Genomic DNA, 18,572 nt, shown 5'->3' on the forward strand with positions numbered 1-18,572 from the left:
GGGATGACCAAAAATTTCCCTGTTCACAGTCACCTAGACTAACTAACCTTAGACTATCGCCGGGTTTAGGCCATAGATTTAAACGGGCAGAGACTTTGCCAATTACCAATGATGGAGTTACCCTTGGTTTTATCTCCTGCGCCCAGAACCAGGCATTACTGTGCGCCAATTTGTTTTGGCTAACTTTAACTGCTCAGGAGATACCTTAGCGGAGCCCAAATCTGCCCCCGAAAAATTTGCTCCCTGGAGGTTGGCGTATTTAAAATTGACGCCGCTGAGATTGGCTCCCCGCAGGTCTGCTCCTCGCAAATCGGCGTAACCAAAGTAAGCATCGCTCAGATTAGCATCCTTTAAAATTGCATTTTTCAGCCGTGCCTTACCAAAATCAGCTCTAGTAAGTTCTGCCTGTTCAAAGTTGGCGTTGGTCAAATTAGCTTGGTAACAATTAATGCCCGGCACAAATGCCTTGGCTAGGATGATACCCACTAAGTTTTGATCAGCAAAATCCCGTTTACCCTGGGCATACTCCGCTAAAAAATTCTTGCTGTTCCAGCGTTTGATTTCCTGTTGATTGGCGATCGCCGGCTTGTCCTCTTCCCGTCGAGAAAGCCGTCTTTGGCTGGCCATGTTGTAATCAATGCTACCGGGGGCCCCAGCCGCTCCCCCTGGATTAGAAGCAGGGCGTACCCTTGTGGTGGGGGAATCTACATCTTTAATTCTTTCCCTAGGAGCGTTAGGAGGCTTAGCAGTGCGGGTTTTAATGCCAGTGTTCAAGCTAGTGGAGCTAGGATCCTTTGGGTTAACACTAGTGTTCAATCTTGTGGATGGCTCCCCATAGTCTGAGGGAGAATTATTCCCGGTGCGGATGCCTGTTACCGGCTCATTACCCGCCCCAGTAAGGGTGGTGAAGGGAGTGGAGACCATACCTTGCATCATGCCATCTTCGTAAGGCAACATTTCCAGGGCATCCAACACCTGTTGGGCGCTCTTGTAGCGGTGGCGCACCGAAAGTTCCAACATTTTACGGATGATCTCGGCAAACTTGCTGGAGACAGTGACGTGTTTTTCCCAATCCATTTCCCCCGTTTGACTATTACAATCAATCTCCTTGGGAGTTTTACCAGTTAGTAAGTACAAACAAGTTACCCCGGTGGCGTAAATATCGCTGGCGTAAACGGGGCGCATCGCCATCTGTTCCGGGGGGGCAAAACCCGCTGTTCCCACCGCAAAAGCTGTCAAAGCCGTCTGAGCAGAAGTATTGGAAGCTAGGACTGAATCAATTTGATTTTTCACCGCCCCAAAATCAATTAGCACTAATTTTTGATCTGTCTGACGTCGAATCAGGTTAGCAGGTTTAATATCCCGGTGAATAACTTTTTGGGAATGGATGTAATCAAGAATAGGTAATATTTCCGTTAAAAACTGTTTAACACTGCCCTCGGTAAAGGTGCCATTCTTTTTCACTTCCTGGTGTAAATTATGACCCTTAACATATTCCTGAACTAAATAAAACTGTTGATCATCCTCGAAATAATCCAATAAACGGGGTACCTGGGGATGGTTACCCACCCGTCCGAGGGTTTGGGCTTCCCGCTCAAATAGCTCCTTCGCCATGCGGAATACATTAGGGTCATCAGTTTGGGGGCGTAACTGCTTGACCACGCAAATAGGGGTTCCCGGCAGTCCCACATCCGCCGCCGCAAAGGTGGCCCCAAATCCTCCTTTTCCGAGTAAGCCCAAGGTTTGGTAACGACCGTTGAGCCTCAGACTGCTCCCGCAGGCCTGACACACCTGTATGTTATTGGGGTTTTTGGGATGGGGACAATTGGGATTAACGCAAAAACTCATTCCGGTTCACCAGATGGTGTGATGTTGAGACAAACCTGTGCTTCGTCGAATTAGCTAAATTTTCTAAAAGTTAATTAATTTGAGTTATCAAGATAGTTAGGGCCATTCCATTTTAGGCTAGTTAGCGGGAAACGTTGGCCCATTGAGCCTCCACATCCATAAATTTGTTCCGAAAGGGGTAAAACATCCACTGGATTGGTCTAGGAGAATGCCTTCAGCGATACAATGGATCCCGCTGGCACCCCAGAAAACCAAGCAAGCATCAACGGAAATTAGTAGAAAAGGCAACCCATGCGTATCTCTGTCAACTGGCTCCAATCCCTGGTGAAACTGAATTTATCTCCGGAAGAGCTTGGGGAATTGCTGACGATCGCCGGTTTGGAAGTGGAAGAAATCGAGGACCGTCGGAGCTGGGCGGCGGGGGTTGTGCTGGGGCGGGTGATCTCCCGGGAGAAACACCCCAATGCCGATAAACTCAGTGTTTGCGTAGTAGATATTGGGGCAGAAGAACCTTCCACCATCGTCTGTGGGGCTGCCAATGTGCGTGCAGATATTTTAGTACCTGTGGCTACCCCAGGCAGTTATTTGCCTAAAGTGGATCTGAAAATTAAACCCGCTAAGTTGAGGGGCGTAAAATCCTCGGGCATGATCTGTTCCCTGGCGGAATTGGGACTGAGCAAGGAGTCTGAAGGTATTCATATTTTTCCGGACTTGGACTTATCCCTAGGTAGCCCGGTGGCTCCCCTACTGGGCTTAGACGATGTCATTTTAGAAATTAGTCCCACTGCTAACCGGGCCGATGCCCTCAGTATGGTCGGTGTAGCCCGGGAAGTGGCGGCCCTCACCGGGGGGAAGTTGAGTCTGTCGGAGGTGGAAGAAGTATCGGTATCCACCCAGGATTTACCCATTCAGCTGCAGGACACCCAAGCCTGTCCAGCCTATATAGGCACGGTGATCCGGGGGGTAAAAGTCGGCCCTTCCCCGGATTGGTTGCAACAAAGGCTACTGGCAGCGGGAACCCGTCCCATCAATAATGTGGTGGATGTGACCAATTACGTTCTGCTGGAATGGGGTCAGCCTCTGCATAGTTTTGACCAGGATAAGCTAGAAAGACTAACTGGGGACAATGGGCTCACTTTAGGTGTGCGGTTCGCCAAGGATGGAGAAACGTTGGTCACCCTGGATAACCAGGAACGAACACTGCATACCCGAAATTTATTAGTCACTGCCAATGATCAGCCGGTGGCGATCGCCGGGGTGATGGGGGGAGCGGCCACGGAGGTAGATGAAAATACCCAAAACATCGTGCTTGAATCAGCCCTATTTGACGGGGTAACCATCCGCAGATCCAGCAAAGCAATTAATCTCCGCAGTGAATCTTCCACCCGCTATGAACGGGGCGTTAACCAATGCGAATTGGACGTGGCCCTACATCGGGCGATCGCCTTAATGACAGCATTGGCCGGGGGCACTGTGGTGCGGCAAGGTAAGGCCGATCAACGGCAAAACCTAGGCGGGGCAGTGATTAACCTCCGTTTAGAGCGTCTGCAACAATTGCTAGGCCCCATTAATACCCCCCATGGCATTGGTAACATTACCGCCGTCGATGTGGAAAGGATTTTGTCCGATCTAGGCTGTGGGCTAACCCTACAGTCCAATGGCGACCATCCCGTCTGGGCTGTGACAGTGCCCTCCTACCGTCAACGGGACATTGAGCGGGAAATTGATTTGATCGAAGAAGTGGCCCGGCTCTACGGCTATGACCATTTCTGTGAGCAGTTACCCCCCAATACGATTGCCGGTGGTTTATCCCCCGCTTACCATGCGGAGTTGGCCCTACGGGAAGCCTGTCGAGGAGCAGGTTTGACAGAAGTGGTGCACTACTCCCTAGTGAAACCCCAAGGACCCGAAGTGGTGCTGGCCAATCCCCTCTTTGCTGAATATTCTGCCCTGCGGACTAATCTACTGGACGGGTTAATCACCGCCTTTGCCAATAACCAAGCTCAAAACAACGGCGCCCTCAATGGCTTTGAAGTAGGTCGGGTCTTTTGGCAAAACGACGGGAAAATTTTTGAAGCGGATCACTTGGCTGGAATTTGTGGTGGCCCCCTGATCACCGAGGGCACTTGGCCCCAAGGAGGCAAACCCCAACCCATGGGCTGGTACCATGCCAAAGGCTTGCTAGAAGAAATTTTTCAACGCTTAGGGGTGACCGTGACCTACAGCGGCGATGTCGAAGGCGCCCGCCAAGACCCCCGATTTCACCCCGGTCGCACTGCCCTATTAACCTGTGACGGAAAAGTATTGGGGCGCTTTGGTCAACTCCATCCCCAACTACGCCAAGAAAAGGGTCTGATGGATGAAGTTTACGCCTTTGAAATAGATTCAGCTCCTCTGTACCAAGCCATGGAAACTCAAATTCTTGGTACGCCCCATTTCCGTCCCTACTCTTCCTACCCAGCGGTAGCCAGGGATTTAGCCCTTTATGCTCCCCTGGAATTAACGGTGTCAGAACTGACCCAGGCCATGGTCAAGGCCGGTGGCAATCTGCTCGAACAGGTGGAACTGTTTGATGAATACCGGGGCCAATCCGTCCCCGATGGTCAGCGTAGTCTTGCCTTCAGCCTAGCCTATCGGTTAGGCGATCGTACCCTCACCGATGCCGACGTGGAGCCAGTCCATAACCAAGTCCGCGAGGCCCTGACCCGACAATTTGCTGTCAGTTTACGTAGTTAGGTTAATTTATATTGGTCTATGGTCTAATATTTTTCGCCATGGCAAGAAATTCTGGGGAGGAAAGACCCACGTCGGAATCTTCGATTTGGCGTGGATAGTTGATATGGTGAGCATTAAAGATCAAGGAAGAAGTTGTCGGACAACTCGTAAACTTTGGCAATGTCTAGCAGAAAGCTTAGGCATTGTTCCGGGTCCATGGCACTGGGGCGTAGGGTGGTGAAGCCCGAGTATTTTAGTACCAGTGTCCTGACTTGCTCTGTTGACAAATCATTCACCGTAATGGCTTGCATAGACCAAACCTCAAAGTTTCTTCTTCTGATGGGCACACACTCAATGATCTGGGGTGTGTGGTGGCGTTCATCTTGCACAATACGGTGGTACGTTTCATTGACTTGTTCGCATTCCCCCTCCAATACCTGCAGAAAAGCCGGTTTACTGTAGCAAAGTAGTCCAGTGATACCATTAGCAGGATTATTTCTTTGGGAAGACTCCAAAATATCTTTTAAATCCTGGGGCTGCAAACTAGGAATGCCTTGACTGCTGTAGATTAAACGATACAAACTCATCTTTTGTCTTTGGTTGTTTTATAAGTTGGGATAAAAGTTTTTCAGTTTGCCATCTAGAATAAGTGGTAGTACATTCTTAAACAAGCCCTAACTAGCTTTTAAAATTACCACCAAACAGTCCGAAAAAACTGTTACGAGCCGACTTTGTTGGCAGGAAGCATTTCCTCCACGCGCCCCAGTAGTTCCTGGGGAGTGAAGGGCTCGTTTAAATATCCAGAAGCCTGGCAGAATTTAGTACGAATATTGGTGATTAGATTGTCTCCTTTCCCCAACAGTAAAATTGGCACGTCCTTAAGTTGATTTGACTTACGGCAAAACGAGCAAAGCTGATAGCCGTTCATATCTGGCAAGTCAGTGTTTATGATAATCAGATTGGGGGGAGAATTCAACAAAACCGTCAAGGCTCGGAACGGATCATCCAAGACTGAAGTGCGATAACCTGCTTTTTCCAAGGAATAACCCATCATGCGCTGGTGGGCCTCCCTATGGTCCACATAGGCCACCAACGGGCGATCGTCCATTTGTATTTCCTGGTAGGGGAGCATTTTAATCTCCCCGGTTTTGACCATTGGCTGAAACATCAGTGCTAGCTCTAGCGTGCTTATTTCTAATTGACTAGCGATTTCATACAAGCAATTCAAATTTTCCAGACAGTGGTGGAGACGCTTAAGCCAATGTTGGCCATGGAGATTATTTTTAGCCAGATTTTGCCGTAGGGTTAGCCAATTTTCCACCAGGGGTCGTTGGAAAGGGGAGTTAATGTAGGATCTCAATTCCCACCAATAGCGGATTTTGTGCTTGATGGGGTTAATGGTCCTTTCTAAATCCAAATTTAAAAACAGTTCACTGAGTTCTTTTTCCTGGTTAAAACGATAGGATGCTTTCGGTAAAGAAAGTACCTGAACCAGGGCTTCTTGGGTGGCTTGGGTTAGGATCGAACGGGTTTGCTGGAAAGAAAAAATATCTCTTTTCCACAAATCAGAAAGAAATAGATAATCATCAGCAATTCTTGATGGCAATTCGATGCCTTTTTGCCGTAGAGTGCCGCCGATGAGATAATTCAGCCTTTCCGTACACCCATTGGCACTGTTAGCTAAATGGATGCGACCGTCCCCCAAATACACTTGCCAGTAAACAAATTCGTCGAAAGGGTTCTGCACCACCAGTTTACCACTAGCTTTTTGCTGAACAAGGGCATAAAGAAGTTTGGCGGGAATTGCCTGTTGAATTTGCGAGTTACTTGGGGAAGATAGAGACAAAACTGAGCTGCTCATTATAATGGTTGGGCGGTGGATAGGGAGGTAAGTTAATTAGGCTAGTTAATGGGGACAAAGACTGGGCTATGGTTGATTAGTTAGTTGCCTGTTGATAGTGGGCTGATTTTTGCTAATGTTAGCCAATTTTAGCTGGTAATTACGGGCCCATTAATTACACAATCCCAACGGAGCTGAAGCATCAAAGACACTCTCTAAACCTTCGTTAAGGAGCGCACTTCCACAAAGGATGATTTTTTAAACAGGGCAGTGGCATCCTCACTGTTTAAAGGGCGACTGAAAAGATAACCTTGGCCGTAATCACAGTCCATGGATTTAAGGGCAGCTAATTGTTCTACACTTTCCACTCCTTCAGCAACAATTTTTAATGCTAGACGGTGACCCAATTCAATAATACTTTGGAGAATTACTTGGTTTTTTTCCCTAGTGAGAAGGTCGTCCAAAAAGGATTTATCAATTTTTAGGGTATGGAGAGGCAAGTCTTTCAGGTAGGAGAGGGAAGAATAGCCCACGCCAAAATCATCAATGGCAATTTGTAAACCCATTTCGCTGAGTTGATTGAGCCGCTTAATTGCTTCTCCTGGTTCGTAGAGCATCAAACTTTCTGTTACTTCCAAGGTTATTTTCTGGCAGTTTATTTGGGTTTGTTCAATAATATTTTTTACCTCGGCTACTAAATTTGGTTCTTGTAATTGACGTAGGGATAAATTGACCGATAGTTTAAACGGGGGGATTCCCTGGGAAAGCCAGCGTTGATATTGCAAACAGCTTTGTTCTAGCACCCAATAGCCCATGGGCACGATTAAACCGGTTTGTTCAGCTATGGGAATAAACTCTGCAGGGGAGATAAAACCTAAGCGAGGATGTTGCCAACGAATCAGGCTTTCTACTCCCAATAAATGACCCGTTTTGATCTCAATTTGAGGCTGGTAATTGAGGTGAAATTTGCCCTGCTCCAGGCAACGTGTCATTTCCCAAGCAAGGTCTTGAATCTGATGGTTAAAGTTGGGAGATTGAACAAATTTATTGACGTCATTGGGATGATGGGAGCTGCTGCTAGGATTTGGGGGGCGGAAACTGCGAAACCATCTTGATAAGTCTGCCAACATTTGTTGAGGTGAGGATACAAAGTTTTGATGTTGGTTAGGGAACCAATGGGGGGTTATGGAACCATGGGAAAACAGGAAGTTCATAACATTTGTTTATCACGAAAGTCATGGAAGTTATTGATTTTTGAATGAATGAAAGTCAAGCTATTTTTGACAAAAGTTAGGCTTATACACCAAAGTTTTACAGGGACTTTGGCCTGTTTATATTTTCTTTACACTGACAAATCCTAACTCAGTTCAGGGAAAAAATTCAATGATCACTAGGGCCGGTTTCCCCCTAATAATACCTTCGCTCTGGTAGGGTCTATCGGCTTTGCTGATGGAAGGCTTGGGCAATGGGCATACGCCAACCACTGCCAAAGGCCCGATCTGTGACCTTTAATCCAGGGGCAGCCTGACGGCGTTTAAATTCTGACTTTTGCACTAGCTGACAAATCTTTAGTACGGTTTCCTCCTCAAAGCCCGCGCTGATAATTTCCCGGGGAGATTGGTGTTTTTCGATCAACCCACCCAGGATGCCATCCAAAATGTCGTAGGAGGGCAGGGAGTCAGCGTCTACTTGCCCCGGTTTCAGTTCGGCACTAGGGGGTTTGGTTAAGACGTTGGGAGGAATAACAATTTGCCCTCGATTAAGCCAACGGCAGAGTTCAAATACTTGGGTTTTGGGCACGTCAGCGATCGCCGCTAGGCCGCCATTCATGTCTCCGTAGAGGGTGCAGTACCCCACTGCTAATTCAGATTTATTGCCTGTGCTGAGGAGCAAATGACCGAATTTGTTGGCGATCGCCATGAGTAGATTACCCCGGATACGGGACTGGAGATTTTCTTCGGCAATGCCAAAGGGAGTGTTTTGGAAAAGGGTTTCTAAGGCCCGGTCGTAGGTAGCCATGAGGGGGCCAATGGCGATGGTCTCGGTAGTAATGCCTAAATTTTTTGCCAGGACTAGGGCATCCTGGACGGAATGGTCAGAGCTGTAGGGGGAAGGCATCAAAACTCCCAGCACATTTTCTTTACCTAAAGCCTCCACAGCAATGGCAGCTACTAGGGAAGAATCAATGCCGCCACTCAGACCCAAAATTGCTTTACTAAAACCGCATTTATGGAAATAATCCCCCACTCCCAACACTAAAGCTTGCCATAATTCTTCCGTGCCTACCAGCGGTAAACTAGCCAATTTTTGTCCAGTCAATTCCCTTTGGTTTAAGTCGTAATTTAATAGGGCCAAGTCTTCTTGAAACAATGGCGATCGCCCAACAATTTTCCCTTGATCATTGACAGCAAAACTGCCACCATCGAAAATCAAATCATCATTACCCCCCACCTGGTTAACATAAATTAGGGGTACGTTAAATCTTTTGGCACTGTGGCTCACTAAAGATTCCCGCAGGAGATGTTTGCCGCAACTGTAGGGGGAAGCAGATAAATTAACTACCAAATTGACCCCCTGATCAATTAAATTTATTAAGGGATTAACTTGGTAAAATTTTTGTCCCCAAAACGCCTCATCATTCCACAAATCTTCACAAATGGTAACCCCAATTTTGACATTTTTATAGACAAAATATTCACTCCTTGGCGCTGAGACAAAATAACGGTCTTCATCGAATACATCATAGGTGGGTAATAGACATTTATGAAATCGCTGTTTTATCTGCCCTTTCTCTATTAGTACTGCACTGTTCCATAGCTTTTTTCTCCCCCGGTACTCCTCCTGGTCTTGGGGGCTGACAGTCCCCACCAAAACCGCCATGGAAGGGGGGATTTTTTCCGCCAACTGTTGGAGTTCCCCTTCAAGTTGTTGGACAAAACTAGGATTAAGCAACAAATCCTTGGGGGGGTAGCCACAGAGAGCTAATTCCGTAGTCAACAGTAAATCTGCTCTCCTTGTCTGGGCCTGGAGGGCCGCAGTGACAATTTTTGCCGCATTTTCGGCGATCGCCCCAATGGTGGGATTGAGCTGGGCAAGGGCAATGGTGAGCATGGCTAGGGGGATATTATGGTAATTATTACTTTAATCTAGGGGAGTCAATTCAGACAAACACCAGGGGTTTATCTTTGAGGGGAGCAAAGGCTTTAGCGTCGAAACGGAAGAGGCTAGCAGGACGCCCCACCCCTTTACAAACTTTTTTACCAGTATCTTTAAGAAATCCTAGCTTAAGTAAGCGGGAGCGAAAATTAGAGTAATCAGCAAAATCTTCCCCCAAAACCGTCGTATAAAGTTGGAATAAATCGTTTAGAGTAAACAGTTCCGGCAAAACTTCAAAGGCGATGGGACTGTATTCTAATTTGTTCCGCAGTCGTTGATAACCATAGTCAAGGATTTGGTTATGATCAAAAGCCAATGGGGGAATGGTGGCCACATTATGCCAACTGACTCGATTAAGATTTTTAATCATTAATTGGGCGTCTTCGTAGCGAATTAAAGCAAAATAGCTCACTGATAAATATCTGACTCCGTACTGTTCCGGTGCTTCCCGGGGATCTCGACCAGGGTTACCAAAGGTGTAAAGCTGTTCTAAGTAAAGATTTTCGACGGCAATTTTTTCCGATAAAATTCGGTGGGCTGCCCCCTCTAAAGTCTCCCCCGTTCTCACCAATGTACCGGGAAAACTCCAATAATTTCCATAGGGCTCATCTTCCCGCTTAACCAACAAGACCAATAAACGATGAAGTTGGGTATCGACGGAAAAAATAACGTTATCCACACCCACTTTAAAGTCGGCTAAATAGCTTTGTCGAGGCTGGCCCATAGGATTTTGTGATAATTCGTTTGACCCAATATTGACCGATGCTTACCAGTCTGATTGTGGCTGACATTGGGGACAAAAGTGAGCTGATCGTCCTCCCAATTTAAGTTTGGCGATCGCCGTACCGCAATGGCGACAGGGCTGTCCAGCTCGGCCATAAACCTGGGCCAGGCCACCATAATTGCCGTTAATGCCCGTTACCTGGCGATAATCACTGAAACTAGTCCCCCCAGCGTCAATGGCCGCCGTCAACGTAGCTTGGATTTGTTGATGGAGTCGTTCACAATCTTGGTGACTGACCTGATTCCCTGGGGTAGTGGGGTGTAAACCGCAAAAAAACAACACCTCATCGGCGTAAATATTGCCCAAACCCGCCACAAGGGCCTGATCCAAAAGGGAATTCTTTAGGGGACGGCGGCTAGACTTAAGTTTTGCGTACAAATATTCTGGAGTGAAATCAGACCCAAATGGCTCTGGCCCCAACTTCCCCAGCCCCGTCATCACCTCCACCCAAGGGCGATCGCCGGGAAGGAGCCATACCTTCCCAAAAGTACGAATATCGACAAAACGTAACTCCTTTCCCCCTTCAAACCTAATCACCACCCTGGTATGGAGGGGTCTGTCCCGATTATTTTCCGCCCAGAGCAACTGCCCCGTCATCCGCAGGTGACATCCCAACCATCCCGCTGGAGTCTCGGCTTCATTTCTTCTCAGTTCCCCAAGCAAATACTTACCACGCCGTTGCCAGCTCACGAAACGACAATCGGTAATTCGACTTTGAAAATCTTCTGCAGAAACGGGGTAGGCAAGACTACGGTTAAGTAGCACTTCCCCCCCCTTAATAACCCGGCCGAGGGTCAAACGATTGAGGCCTCGGCATACTGTTTCAACTTCCGGTAGTTCTGGCACAGTTCAACGATGCAAATTTAGTCCACGGTCAAGACTATTTTGCCGCCGCTTGCACCAATTCCAATTCACTTTCAGCAAAGTTGTTGGTGTTTACCCCGGAGGCACTACCGCTGAAACCGTTGTAGTTCACCCGGTCGAAGCGGACAATCACCGGATAGAGGATACCGCTTTTTTCCACACTAGCAACCGTGCCAACATCACCGTACCAGTAGGATTCGGTGCGTTTGATTCTAACTTTGTCACCACGATTTAAGGCCATAATTTAATTCCTTAGATAATTGCGATTTGTAAAAAACTATCCCGTTTGCTGGTGTCCCAAGGAATCCCCGGGCAACGCCCCAGCCCACTTAACGCCAAATTCTACCAGCTTTATTCTGCGTCCTCCCCCTTCCCCCGACTTTCCCAAAACAATTCTTTACATATTACGCAGGGAGCCAGTTAGAATGAGATCCATTGTGCAGCCAAAGAGAGAAACTTTGTTTTCCCCCAAAGGCATGATCCACCATTTCCACAATACCCCCCTGGAAGGGGATGAAAGTACACGGACTGATTTACTCTTTTCCCGATAACCTGTAATGCTTACAGGTTTTATCCAATGCAGAGGAGTGTTGCTGCCGGGAAGATATGACAAAAAATTGGTTTAGATGGTCAAGATAACCAGTGCAAGGAGGACCTAGAAGTTACCATTGCGATGCATTAGTCTGAAAAAATGAGAAGAGTAAATAGAAGTTAAAATGACCTATGACTAAGATTTTGGTGATCGAAGACCAGCCAGAGGTTAGACAGAATATAGAGGACATTCTCTCCCTAGAGGATTATGAAGTTATCTCTGCCCCCGATGGGGAAATCGGTTTGGCTTTGGTGAAGCAACATCTGCCGGATCTTATTCTTTGCGATGTGATGATGCCCAGGGTAACTGGGTTTGAGGTATTAAAGGCCCTACGCCAGGACCCCCATTTGGCGGCTATTCCATTTATTCTTTTAACAGCAAAGGCAGACCACCATGCTTTTCGCCAAGGTATGGAGTTGGGCGCTGACGATTACCTGACTAAACCCTTCACCATCGATGAACTGCTCCATGCCATCGCTACCCGTTTAGATCAGCATCACCAACGCCAGGCTGAAGTCGAAAGCCGCCTGGATGATTTGCGTCAGCAAGTTACCCGTTCCCTGCCCCATGAGCTACTGACTCCCCTGAACAGTATTCTGGGCACATCCGAATTGTTGATTAATTTCTACGATGCCCTTTCCCGGGATGAGGCAATGGAATCGTTTCACGATATCAAAACTTCCGGGGAGAGACTTTACCGGTTGGTGGAGAATTTTCTGCTAATGGCGGATTTGGACCTGCTGGTGGCTAGCCCCGATCGCCTGGAGGTGTGGCAATCCCGTCTAAGTCGATACAGTGAGTTGCCAGCGAGTTTAGCCCAGGCATTGGAAGATTTGGGTCAGAATCGTCCCCGCCGCCAGGACCTGGAAATGATGATTGTCCCCCAGCGGATCAAGGTGGCAGAGCCGGATTTTCGAAAAATTTTGGGAGAATTACTGGACAACGCCTTCAAGTTTTCTCTACCCGGTACGCTGGTGCAGCTGGAAGCTATAATCAGGGACGGCACTTGCCAGTTGACCATCCAAGACCAGGGTAGGGGCATGGCCCAAGAGGAATTACGTTCTATTGGAGCCCACGTGCAATTCCAGCGTTCTAAATTCGAACAACAGGGTTCTGGACTGGGGTTGACCTTAGCCCAAAGATTGACGGAACTCTACGGCGGCAAGTTGGCGATCGCCAGTGTTCCGGGGGAGGGCACCACCATCACCATCACCGGCTGGGAATCGGAACCTATCCAAGCCGACTCCTGAACTATTCTCAAACTAGTGTTTCTAGGGGACACAAAACCCGCTCCCGCCCTAATCCCGCCCCATTATTGGACTGAATTTCCCCGTTCCCCCACGGGTGAGAAGAGTCTCCATCTGCCGGTAGTTTAAGTTACTCAATGGATAGCACCCCCCACCGTAAGGCTGACCATATTCGCATTGTCCTAGAAGAAAATGTATTGGGCAAAGGCATTTCCACCGGCTTTGAAACATTAATGCTGGAACACTGCGCTCTCCCTGCGGTGGATCTAGATGCGGTGGATTTGGGTCTGACCCTCTGGGGTAAATCTTTGACTTATCCTTGGCTGATCAGCAGCATGACTGGGGGGACGCCGGAAGCCCAACAAATTAATCTCTTTTTAGCAGAAGTGGCCCAGGCTTTGGGCATTGCCATGGGACTGGGTTCCCAACGGGCCGCCATTGAAAATCCTGATTTAGCTATCACCTACCAGGTCCGCTCCGTGGCCCCGGATATTTTGCTTTTTGCCAACCTGGGAGCGGTGCAATTGAACTATGGTTATGGTTTGGAGCAGGCCCAACGGGCTGTAGATATGATTGAAGCCGATGCCCTAATTTTGCATCTCAATCCCCTCCAGGAAGCAGTGCAACCCGATGGCGATCGCCTTTGGTCCGGGCTGTGGTCAAAGTTAGAAATTTTAGTGCGGGCTTTGGAAGTACCAGTTATTGTCAAGGAAGTGGGCAACGGTATCAGTGGTCCGGTGGCAAAAAGATTGCAGGAATGTGGAGTCAGCGCCATCGATGTAGCCGGGGCCGGAGGCACCAGTTGGAGTGAAGTGGAAGCCCATCGACAGACCGATCGCCAAGCCAAGGAAGTGGCCCACAACTTTGCCGATTGGGGATTACCCACTGCCTTAAGTTTGCGTCAGGTAGTACAAAACACTAAAAATCTGCCAATTTTTGCCAGCGGTGGTATCCGTTCTGGGGTTGATGGAGCTAAGGCGATCGCCCTGGGGGCAACCTTGGTGGGTAGTGCCGCTCCGGTTTTAGCAGAAGCAACGGTAAACGCCCAACGGGTGTACGACCATTACCAAGCTCGGCTAAAGGAACTACAAATCGCCGCCTTTTGTTGTGACGCGGCCAATCTAGCTCAGTTGGCCCAGGTGCCCCTGTGGGATCGAAAGTCCGGACAAAGGTTAAGCGAAGCTTAAGAGACATTTTGCTCTGGTTGGCGATACAGTGAAGCTTGCACCGCTTGACCTCGATTTGATCAGTGAGGGGATCAAGTTATAGTTTTTCCTCCAAAACTCTTCCCCCATGAAGTGGCACAAAGACAGCAAAGTATTATTGCAAGGAATACACCATCCCCTCGGTTTAATCTATCTCGACCAGATGCGGGCCTGTGGTACCCAATTAGTGGCGGGGGTCAGTCCGGGCCATGGGGGGGAACTAGTGGGGGATCTGCCGGTGTTCGACCTGGTGGACTTGGCCGTCAAAGCCCTAGGCCCCGTGGACATTAGTCTCATTCTCAATCCCCCCTATCGGGTGCTTGATGCAGCCCTAGAGGCGATCGCCGCCGGTATTCGTCAATTGGTAATTGTTTCCGCTGGGGTGCCACCGTTGGATATGATTACCCTCCTGCGGGAAGCCCAAGCCACCCACACTCTGATCCTCGGTTCCGGCAGTCAGGGCATCATGGTGCCCGAACAGTTTTCGGTGGGCACGTTTGACCCCAGTTGTTACTTGCCCGGCCCCATCGGCATCATCAGCCACTGCGATCGCCTCACCGACGACATTGCCCAAACCTTGAGTGCTTCCGGCCTTGGACAATCCATGGTAGTAAGCCTGGGCACCGACGGCCTGAATGGCTCTAACTTTGAACAATGGCTCCAGGTACTGGAGGAGGACGAACGGACGGAAACCATTCTCTTACTCGGTCAACCCAACAGCAATGGGGAAATGCGGGCGGCGGACTATGTGGCTTCCGCCATCGAAAAACCGGTGGTGGCCTATCTAGCGGGACGGGGGGCCAAGATTAAACGACATTTTGGCGATTCCTTGACCATTGTGGCCAATCAACTTTCCCATAAGCGCCCTTTGCTGACCAGCGTTGAACAAACGGTGCAGGCCTTTGAAAAGGCCAATATTCCTGTGGCTGAAGCTCCCTGGGAATTACCTATTTTTCTTCCCCTAGCTATGGAAAGCCGTCATGCAAACGCTGACTAGGAATCGAGGAGCATTTTACTCCCATCTGCCCATCCGTTTTTAGAGCTGGTTAGTTCACTCTTACACTAACCTTTCAGCTATGCTGGTTGGAGTAGCGGGAAGAATCTTGATAGACTGGCGGGAAGCTATGCCAATTTCTGTGATTGAGTTTGAGGAAAATTGTTGATGAAAGCCATGATTTTGGCCGCCGGCAAGGGCACTCGGGTCAGACCAATCACCCATACCATTCCCAAGCCGATGATTCCTATTCTGCAAAAGCCAGTGATGGAATTTTTGTTGGAATTACTGCGGAAACATGGTTTCGACCAAATCATGGTTAATGTGAGCCACCTGGCGGAGGAAATAGAAAGTTATTTTCGCGATGGGCAGAGGTTCGGTGTGCAAATTGCCTATTCTTTTGAGGGCAATATTGTCGATGGAGATCTGGTGGGTAAGGCGTTGGGATCAGCCGGGGGACTGAAGAAAATACAGGAGTTTAATCCCTTTTTTGACGACACCTTTGTGGTTCTTTGCGGCGATGCACTCATTGATTTAGACCTCACCACCGCCGTCAAGCTCCACCGGGAAAAGGGGGCGATCGCCACCATTATCACCAAAACGGTGCCCAAGGAATTGGTTTCTAGCTATGGGGTAGTGGTCACGGATGATAGGGGCAGAATTTTAACTTTTCAGGAAAAACCCGCAGTGGGGGAAGCCCTAAGCACGGAAATCAACACAGGCATTTACATTTTTGAACCGGAAGTAATTGACTATATCCCCTCGGGACAGGAGTACGATCTGGGGGGAGATCTCTTTCCTAAATTGGTGGACAACGGCCTGCCCTTTTATGCAGTCAATATGGACTTTGAATGGGTAGACATTGGTAAGGTGCCGGACTATTGGCAAGCAATCCGGGGAGTATTGTCCCGGGAAATCAAAAACGTACAAATTCCTGGCATTGAGGTCAGACCAGGGGTTTACACCGGCATTAACGTGGCTGCCAATTGGGACAACATTGAAATTCGCGGCCCTGTGTACATCGGCGGCATGACCCGCATTGAAGACGGGGTAAAAATTGTTGGCCCTTCCATGATTGGCCCCAGTTGCTTGATTTGTCAGGGGGCAGTGGTGGATAACAGCGTTATTTTTGAGTATTCTCGGTTGGGCCCTGGTGCCCGCTTAGTGGACAAATTGGTGTTTGGTCGTTACTGCGTGGATAAAACCGGGGCGGCGATCGATGTGCAGGCCGCCGCTTTAGACTGGCTAATTACCGATGCCCGCCATGCCGCAGTGCAATACCCCCAAGACTACCAGCCCCAAAGGGAAATTTCCCAGCTTCTCCAGCCAGAATAGGGCAACCAAGGGCTCACTCAGTTTGGGTAGAGTTCCAACTCGACCTAGATAGCTAGCCAAGTATAGTTGATTTAATTGAAAGTAAGACACTGACTAAAGCTAAAAGCGTCTTTGGTAAAGACTTTGGTCATCTCAATCTTATTTGAATTGACTATAAATCTAGTTTTTGTAGGGAAAGCTGGGCCGCCTGGCACACCTGGGGATGTTCATCCCGGACCATAAATGTCAAGGCAGAACGACTCTGGTCGCAGGGTAAATTACCCAGGGCTTCTGCCAATCTTTGTCGAATTAACCAATCTTCGTGGGAGGCAAAGGCTAAAATTGCTTCCACTGCTTCCACTGCGCCAATTTCCCCCAGGGCGGCGATCGCCGCTTGTTGTACCACGGCCTCATCACTTTTCAGGGCTTCCAGCAAAACTTCTTTGGCCCGGATGTCCTTTAAATTGCCCAAAGCAACCGCAGCGCTGAACCGCACCAGCCATTCTGTGTCTTCATAAAAAGCTCTGCAGAGGGGGTAGAATGCCCGTTCGTCTTCCAGGTAACCTAGGGCCCCCGCCGCATCGGCCCGGATGCCATAATCCTCATCAGTTTCCAACAGCTTAACCAAAATGGGATAACATTCCTCCGTCTGTTTAATGCCCAGGGCAAATACCGCCATGGACCGCACCTGTAACATTTCGTCATCAAGGACTTTTTTGATCAGGGGCACCGCCTCTTCACTGGAATAGGGCCGCAGGGAAGCTAGGGCAATGAGGCGATCGCGGGAGTTGGGACTGTCTAGTTGGCTGGCAATTTGTTCGAGGGTCAGGGCTGACATAGATAGTTTTCTGAGAATTCATGGTGCTATTGTAACAAAACTTTATGAAAGAGCAGGGGCATTTCCCCCTGGCGATCGGTCGGTAAACCCTCCACTGGGAGATTTTCCCCGAGCAACATAATCCCGTAAACTTTCTTAATACAGTTCGTCCCCTGAGGACAGGAGGAAATTGCGGTGACCATCACCTTTGTTAAAGAGCAAAAAGATGTCGTGGTAGCCCAGGGAGCAAACCTACGGGAGAAAGCCCTACAAAATGGGGTTGATATTTATACCCTCAAGGGCAAGTTGATGAACTGTGGCGGCTACGGCCAATGTGGCACCTGTATCGTGGAAATCACAGCGGGCATGGAGAATCTTTCTCCCAGAACTGATTTTGAAAATAGGGTGTTGCGGAAAAAGCCAGAGAATTTTCGTCTCGCCTGCCAAACCCTAGTCAATGGCCCGGTGAGTGTGAACACTAAGCCGAAAGGTTAACTCAGTTAATGATGGTTTCTTTCGCATCCCCTGGATGGGAGCGGCGGGGTTCATATTCTTCTCCGACTTCTTCTCCAGGGATATTTTGTCTAGTTGCCTCCCATGGGGAAGGGCTAACTTCCGACTGCAGTTTGATTTGTATTTTTGGACCAGAACTGGCCAGCCGCAGTACCATGCCATCCTCGAGGGGAAGTTTGTCCACAGTCTTGCTCTCTAGATAAGTACCATTAGCCCCCAGGTTAATCGCCACCCATCCATCTTGTTCCCTTTGTAACTCTAGGTGGTGGCGGGACACCACAGCACTGTAAAGTACCACATCGTTATCCGCTGCCCGACCGACACGAATGGCGGACTCAGACTCAAAAGTCCAACTTTGGACAGGAACACTTTTGCCCGGTAGAAGAAGGGTGAGGGTGATGGCGGACATTCAAGTTATGCGTATCGTTGTAATTGACTTAACCAACTGTTCCCCATTGTACTGTCTGTCCTGCGATTGCATGGGGATATCTTGGGGACATCCGGGATCTCCTTGCCAGTGGGTCACTTTCCCCCAGAGCAAAGGTGATCGAGAAAGTTAAGTCGGGGCCACAGGACAGATTTTGCCAGCGCCATGTTTTGCTAATATGGGAAGCCTGACTATCATGCCCAATACGCCAGGCATTGATAACAATTAACAACAAATTAACCCTAGAAAATTACCT

The 18,572-nt window shown here is 48.8% G+C and carries 17 protein-coding genes; 6 read left to right on the forward strand and 11 right to left on the reverse strand.

The features are described 5' to 3' along the window. Positions 1-129: 129 nt before the first annotated feature. Positions 130-1,848, reverse strand: a complete 1,719-nt coding sequence (locus D082_RS08365) for a serine/threonine-protein kinase (protein WP_028948101.1) — start codon at positions 1,846-1,848, stop codon at positions 130-132. Between the two features lie 291 nt (positions 1,849-2,139). Here D082_RS08365 and pheT point away from each other — a divergent pair, with 291 nt between their 5' ends. Next, entirely contained in the window at positions 2,140-4,584 is a 2,445-nt protein-coding gene (gene pheT / locus D082_RS08370) for a phenylalanine--tRNA ligase subunit beta (RefSeq protein ID WP_028948100.1), read from the forward strand. A gap of 113 nt (positions 4,585-4,697) precedes the next feature. Here the strand turns inward: pheT and D082_RS08375 are convergent, their stop codons facing one another. The 7 genes from D082_RS08375 to D082_RS08405 all read right to left on the reverse strand — a co-directional run bounded on the left by D082_RS08375 (position 4,698) and on the right by D082_RS08405 (position 11,448). After that, complete coding sequence (locus tag D082_RS08375; protein ID WP_028948099.1) at positions 4,698-5,150, reverse strand: BLUF domain-containing protein; 453 nt, start codon at positions 5,148-5,150, stop codon at positions 4,698-4,700. Positions 5,151-5,281: 131 nt separating this feature from the next. Then, a complete protein-coding gene (locus D082_RS08380) occupies positions 5,282-6,424 on the reverse strand; it encodes a response regulator (RefSeq protein WP_028948098.1) in 1,143 nt (380 codons plus the stop codon). Positions 6,425-6,618: 194 nt separating this feature from the next. After that, positions 6,619-7,395: a bifunctional diguanylate cyclase/phosphodiesterase gene (locus tag D082_RS08385; protein ID WP_238546661.1), complete on the reverse strand. Its 777-nt coding sequence runs from the start codon at positions 7,393-7,395 to the stop codon at positions 6,619-6,621. A gap of 442 nt (positions 7,396-7,837) precedes the next feature. Next, positions 7,838-9,514: an NAD+ synthase gene (locus tag D082_RS08390; RefSeq protein WP_028948096.1), complete on the reverse strand. Its 1,677-nt coding sequence runs from the start codon at positions 9,512-9,514 to the stop codon at positions 7,838-7,840. A 49-nt stretch (positions 9,515-9,563) separates the two neighbouring features. Beyond that, a complete protein-coding gene (locus tag D082_RS08395) occupies positions 9,564-10,283 on the reverse strand; it encodes an NUDIX domain-containing protein (protein ID WP_051738778.1) in 720 nt (239 codons plus the stop codon). Between the two features lie 42 nt (positions 10,284-10,325). Next, positions 10,326-11,189 (reverse strand): DNA-formamidopyrimidine glycosylase, encoded by an 864-nt coding sequence (locus D082_RS08400; protein ID WP_028948094.1) that lies wholly within the window; start codon positions 11,187-11,189, stop codon positions 10,326-10,328. Between the two features lie 34 nt (positions 11,190-11,223). Then, entirely contained in the window at positions 11,224-11,448 is a 225-nt protein-coding gene (locus D082_RS08405) for a photosystem I reaction center subunit IV (protein WP_028948093.1), read from the reverse strand. Positions 11,449-11,930: 482 nt separating this feature from the next. Here D082_RS08405 and D082_RS08410 point away from each other — a divergent pair, with 482 nt between their 5' ends. The 4 genes from D082_RS08410 to D082_RS08425 all read left to right on the forward strand — a co-directional run bounded on the left by D082_RS08410 (position 11,931) and on the right by D082_RS08425 (position 16,580). Next, complete coding sequence (locus tag D082_RS08410) at positions 11,931-13,049, forward strand: hybrid sensor histidine kinase/response regulator (protein WP_028948092.1); 1,119 nt, start codon at positions 11,931-11,933, stop codon at positions 13,047-13,049. 134 nt (positions 13,050-13,183) lie between these two features. Then, a complete protein-coding gene (gene fni / locus D082_RS08415) occupies positions 13,184-14,233 on the forward strand; it encodes a type 2 isopentenyl-diphosphate Delta-isomerase (protein WP_028948091.1) in 1,050 nt (349 codons plus the stop codon). 106 nt (positions 14,234-14,339) lie between these two features. Continuing rightward, positions 14,340-15,248: a CoA-binding protein gene (locus tag D082_RS08420; RefSeq protein WP_028948090.1), complete on the forward strand. Its 909-nt coding sequence runs from the start codon at positions 14,340-14,342 to the stop codon at positions 15,246-15,248. A 165-nt stretch (positions 15,249-15,413) separates the two neighbouring features. After that, a complete protein-coding gene (locus tag D082_RS08425; RefSeq protein WP_028948089.1) occupies positions 15,414-16,580 on the forward strand; it encodes a sugar phosphate nucleotidyltransferase in 1,167 nt (388 codons plus the stop codon). 151 nt (positions 16,581-16,731) lie between these two features. On the opposite strand, the gene D082_RS08430 is transcribed toward D082_RS08425, so the two are convergent. Both D082_RS08430 and D082_RS18560 read right to left on the reverse strand, forming a co-directional pair. Then, complete coding sequence (locus D082_RS08430) at positions 16,732-17,397, reverse strand: HEAT repeat domain-containing protein (RefSeq protein WP_028948088.1); 666 nt, start codon at positions 17,395-17,397, stop codon at positions 16,732-16,734. Positions 17,398-17,423: 26 nt separating this feature from the next. Further along, complete coding sequence (locus D082_RS18560) at positions 17,424-17,579, reverse strand: hypothetical protein (protein ID WP_158506503.1); 156 nt, start codon at positions 17,577-17,579, stop codon at positions 17,424-17,426. On the opposite strand from D082_RS18560, the gene D082_RS08435 reads away from it, so the two are divergent. Continuing rightward, on the forward strand, positions 17,572-17,871 hold the full coding sequence (locus tag D082_RS08435) for a 2Fe-2S iron-sulfur cluster-binding protein (RefSeq protein WP_028948087.1): 300 nt from the start codon (positions 17,572-17,574) through the stop codon (positions 17,869-17,871). The genes D082_RS18560 and D082_RS08435 overlap by 8 nt on opposite strands. A 1-nt stretch (position 17,872) precedes the next feature. Here the strand turns inward: D082_RS08435 and D082_RS08440 are convergent, their stop codons facing one another. Next, entirely contained in the window at positions 17,873-18,298 is a 426-nt protein-coding gene (locus D082_RS08440; RefSeq protein WP_028948086.1) for an FHA domain-containing protein, read from the reverse strand. Positions 18,299-18,572 lie beyond the last annotated feature (274 nt).

It is taken from the genome of Synechocystis sp. PCC 6714 (assembly GCF_000478825.2).
GTDB lineage: Bacteria > Cyanobacteriota > Cyanobacteriia > Cyanobacteriales > Microcystaceae > Synechocystis.